A 4,464-nucleotide genomic window follows, 5' to 3' on the forward strand; every position below is an offset into this window, starting at 1 on the left:
ATCGAAGCGCAACTAACTTTCTCGCAGCCGTCTGCATCGCGGCGACAATCAGCTATTGGTTATGAGTCTGGACCCTAAGGCTGTCCGCGTATATCTGGCGCCGGAAGCGTCGGACGCGCCGATGTGAGAGCGCCTGCCGACTGCACCGCAAGCTTCCTCCATGATCGAAACATGCGGCGCGAGCCTTCTTCTCATCGCCCGAGTGGATTGAATCTCAATTCGATAGCGTCTGGAGCGCCGCCGAAAATGTATTGCCGCGCTCAAGGCGCTTTTTTGGAAGGCCGTTAAGTCAAAGAAAAGGCATTATTTGTTACGAAGTTAGCCTGTTCGCAGGCGCCAGCGTCGAGGTTATTTGATGATAGATCTACATTCGCACATTTTGCCAGGAATTGACGATGGCGCCGCCAACATCGACATTGCTCTCGAGATGGCGCGTATTGCCGTCGCCAACGGCGTCACCGTTCAGGCTTGCACGCCCCACATCTTTCCTGGCGTCTATGATAATTCCGGCCCGCAAATTCGATTGGCGGTCGACGAATTTCAGAACTGCCTGGATGAACATGGAATTCCTTTGCGCCTGGTGACCGGCGCCGACGCCCATATTGTCCCAAACATGGTGAATGGATTGCGATCTGGCGCAATCCTATCGCTTGCTGACACGAGATATGTGCTCGTGGAGCCGCCACATCACGTTGCGCCGCCACGTATTGAATATCTCTTTTTTGAACTGCTGAGTGCGGGCTACGTGCCGATTCTCACCCATCCTGAGAGATTGACGTGGATAGAAAGTCGTTTTGAGACATTCGTTCAACTCTTCCAGGCTGGCGTCTGGATGCAACTTACCTCCGGTTCAGTGACAGGCTCCTTTGGCAGGAGACCTCAATATTGGTCTGAACGAATGTTGAATGAGGGGATGGTCCATATTTTGGCTTCTGACGCCCACGGAGCAAGGCGCCGAAGGCCTGACCTTGCCGAGGGACGTGCGGCAGCGGCGAAATGGCTGGGCGAGACAGAAGCGGAGCAGCTTGTTCTTATTCGTCCGCGCGCGATCTTGGAGAATGTCGCTCCATCTGACGTGACCCCCCCAGCCCGGGCACAGCATTCGAACTCGGGTGATCCCTATAGCGTAGAGAGTCGTTCTCGCGGGCAGCGGTCGCGATGGACCGGGGCTGGGCGCGACAGCGGGCCGGGAGAAAAGCGCCGACACGGGGCAGATCGCGGTTTTTCAGGGTTGCTCGACCGTTTTTTTGGATAATAGAAACGTGAGCGGCGCAGCTTGGCTCCTTGCGCGAACGCTTGCGCTTGATCTGCTCTGACCAATGAGTCCGCCTGTGTCGAGGCGCAGAACGCCGTCGAGATCATCACGAGGGGCTGAGCACTACTCCACCGTCACGCTCTTGGCGAGATTGCGCGGCTGATCCAGAGGCGGCTTGAGCCATCAATATCGAGTTCGATCACATGGGGGCGAGCCGCGACCGATCTGCTCTCCGACGCTAAAGCGACCGGCGCTTCCTCTCGTCGCTCCACAAACAACAACCGGCGTGAATGAAACGGCGTCAATTCCGCCACCCGCCGCCGCGCCACGGGCGACTACCGAAACCACCGCGCCAGGCGCAAAGGACTCTTCGATCGCTTGCGACTTCTCCTCATCCGACCAGCGGCGACGGCGCTCGCCGCTGCCCGTGATCACATCAATCCGACGCATCGGACCGCCATTAGGTTCAAGCGCATGATCAAGTCTAGACACAGCCTTTATCTCCACATCAGGAGATCAGACTCGCCGCTTTCATCCTCCGTTGGAAGGAGGCGCCACAACAGCGCTTACCGCTAGGCGGTTACCCGATCACGCTTACGTCCGTCACTGTAATGCTAAGCCTCTTGCATTCGCTCGTCTGTGCAGTCTGCGACATGTTCGATAAACCATCGGTAAGATGACGCGAGACCGTCTTCAAGGGAAATCTCGGGCTTCCATCCAAGCGCGCGGATGCGGGTAGAATCCATGATTTTGCGCGGCGTCCCGTCCGGCTTGGTCGTGTCAAAAACGAGCTGTCCATCAAATCCGACAACACGGGCGATGGTTTCGGCGATTTCGCGAATTGTAACGTCGAAGCCGGCGCCGCAATTGATATGTTCGTACTCGTCGTAATGGTCGAGACAAAAGACGACGCCCTTCGCGAGATCATCTACATGTAGAAATTCGCGCAACGGCGTTCCCGTGCCCCACACAACGACCTCGCGCGAGCCGCTCAGTTTTGCCTCATGAAATTTGCGAATGAGCGCTGGCAAGACATGACTGGTCTGCAAATTAAAATTATCGTTTGGCCCATAAAGGTTGCAGGGCATTACCGAAATATAGCGACGGCCATGTTGGCGCCGATACGCTTGACAGGTCATAATTCCGGCGATCTTGGCGATCGCATACCACTCGTTTGTTGGCTCCAGCGGTCCGGTCATCAGGGATGACTCTACGATCGGCTGTGGCGCAAACTTAGGGTAGATGCATGAAGAGCCAAGAAAGACCAAACGGTCGACTCCCGCTTTGTGCGCTCCATGGATCACATTGGTCTGAATTGTCAGATTGTCATATATGAAATCGGCGGGATAGGAGCTGTTCGCTAAAATGCCTCCGACCTTCGCAGCGGCGAATATGATGGCCGTGGGTTGGTTCGCCCTAAGCCAAAATTCAACTTCAGGCTGACGCCGTAGGTCAAGAATCGAGCGATCGACCTTCAGCACGTTGCGGCCCTGCGCTTCGAGCAGTCGTGTTATGGCTGAACCAACCATCCCGCGATGTCCGGCGACCCAAATGCGTTCGTCCATTGATCCACCCCCCGTGGCTATAGCTCTTGAACCTAATTTATGGGCTCGGCGCCTAAGCGTTCGCTAGAAGGGGCACACGCCCTTTGAAAGAGGCGCTCCCAATGGTTCAATGCGATCTTCTTGCGGAATGATCTATCAAGCAGCGCACGCGCATTACGGCCCATTTGCTCAAGACGCACCCGGTCAGTCCTGAAATCTCGGATCGCCTGGGCCAGAGCGTGTCCGTCGCCCGGCGTGACGACCGCGCCGCACTGATAGCGCCTCACGAGTTCAGCGATTTCTCCAGCCGGATCGGTCACGGCGATGGTTGGGCGTCCGGCCGCGGCGACGCCATAAAACTTGCTGGGCACGATCAGCCCTTCCATTGCAGGCAGAAGCGAGATCCAATGCACATCCGGAAGGGACAATGATTGCGCCAAATCATTTGCTGCTTGATAGGGCCGAAATTGGAAATTTTCGGCAAGCCCCCTTCGCTCGACTTCGGATCGCAACGACTGCATCGAATGGCCGCTGCCGATAAAGAGAAAAACGATGTCGCGGTCGTCACGCAAGTATTCCGCTGCGTCGAGTAGGGTCGCATATTCATGCGCCCGTCCCAAATTGCCCGAATAACCAATCACGAATTTGTCATCCAGCCCCCAGGCCGAGCGCAGAGGGTTGTCGTTTGTCGGTAGAGGCGTGATTGATTCATCATCGCACCAGTTCGGAATGATCTGGATTTGCCCGGCGCTGATCCCAGCAGCTTCGAGGCGGTCGCGCATGCGCTCCCCGAGAACGACATTGCAGCGCGCCGACTTTAGGCTGGCATTGCGAGCTGCGATCATCAACGGTGCGACGGGCGTCAGCGCGCGCATCCCAAGGCCAAGAGCTAGTTCCGGATAAAGATCTTGTAGCCAGTTGATGAGGGCTAACCTTTTTACGCGAGCAACCGGCGCCAGGGCAACCGATAGCAGCGGCGGATCAGTTTTGGCGATGAGGAAATCTCCTGGCTTCGACAGGCGCCAAGCGGCGGCTGCGAAGCACTGATACATGGCGAGATAATCGGTCGCTCTGCCGGCGAGGGAACCACGGCCGAAACGCGGCCTATAGACTCGATGGGTGGCGACGTCGCCTATAATTTCGAAGGGCGGAAGATCGGCCTTAGGCTCGTCATAGAGGCCGCTGCTCGTGATTACGCTTACTCGCGTGCCGCAGCGCGCCAAGTGAAAAGCGAGGTCAGACAGGATTTGGCTCGTGGCGGAATGATCCGGATAAAAAAAGCGATTGACGAAAATATGCTGAGGCGAAGTCATGGCGTGACGCAATCGGTGTTGGCGTACAAAGATTGTCTCTGCTGCCGCGCTTTGCGGGCGCCAATGAATTCAGCCCGGTCAGGTTGAGGTTTCATTGATTTTTTGCTGTCCCTCCCAAGGCCGCGCGGTGACAGGGTTTTCAAGTCAGCCAAGCTAAACGTGAATAGTGGAAACATTTCGGCGCACAACGCTTTTCGGATCTGGAAGCACTGGCGCGAATCCTGAATCGAGGGGTATTGCATTGGCGGGCGCTATGCTTGCCAACGAGCTTTGCCTCCTCTCACGTCCGTCCGACGCTCACATAGGTGAAGCCGCGCTTGCGCACGTCGCCGGGGCGATAGACGTTGCGCAG

General features: G+C 56.7%; 4 protein-coding genes. 1 reads left to right on the forward strand and 3 read right to left on the reverse strand.

What is annotated here, in order from left to right; genetic code table 11:
- Positions 1-355 precede the first annotated feature (355 nt).
- On the forward strand, positions 356-1,255 hold the full coding sequence (locus HUN39_RS18820) for a tyrosine-protein phosphatase (RefSeq protein ID WP_175095960.1): 900 nt from the start codon (positions 356-358) through the stop codon (positions 1,253-1,255).
- Positions 1,256-1,438: 183 nt separating this feature from the next.
- On the opposite strand, the gene HUN39_RS19715 is transcribed toward HUN39_RS18820, so the two are convergent.
- From HUN39_RS19715 to HUN39_RS18835, 3 genes are all read right to left on the reverse strand, one after another.
- Entirely contained in the window at positions 1,439-1,705 is a 267-nt protein-coding gene (locus HUN39_RS19715) for a transposase (protein ID WP_175095961.1), read from the reverse strand.
- A 164-nt stretch (positions 1,706-1,869) separates the two neighbouring features.
- Complete coding sequence (gene fcl / locus HUN39_RS18830; RefSeq protein ID WP_175095962.1) at positions 1,870-2,820, reverse strand: GDP-L-fucose synthase; 951 nt, start codon at positions 2,818-2,820, stop codon at positions 1,870-1,872.
- A 32-nt stretch (positions 2,821-2,852) separates the two neighbouring features.
- A complete protein-coding gene (locus HUN39_RS18835) occupies positions 2,853-4,112 on the reverse strand; it encodes a glycosyltransferase family 4 protein (protein WP_175095963.1) in 1,260 nt (419 codons plus the stop codon).
- Positions 4,113-4,464: the final 352 nt, after the last annotated feature.

The sequence above is a fragment of the Methylocystis silviterrae genome (assembly GCF_013350005.1).
Lineage (GTDB): Bacteria > Pseudomonadota > Alphaproteobacteria > Rhizobiales > Beijerinckiaceae > Methylocystis > Methylocystis silviterrae.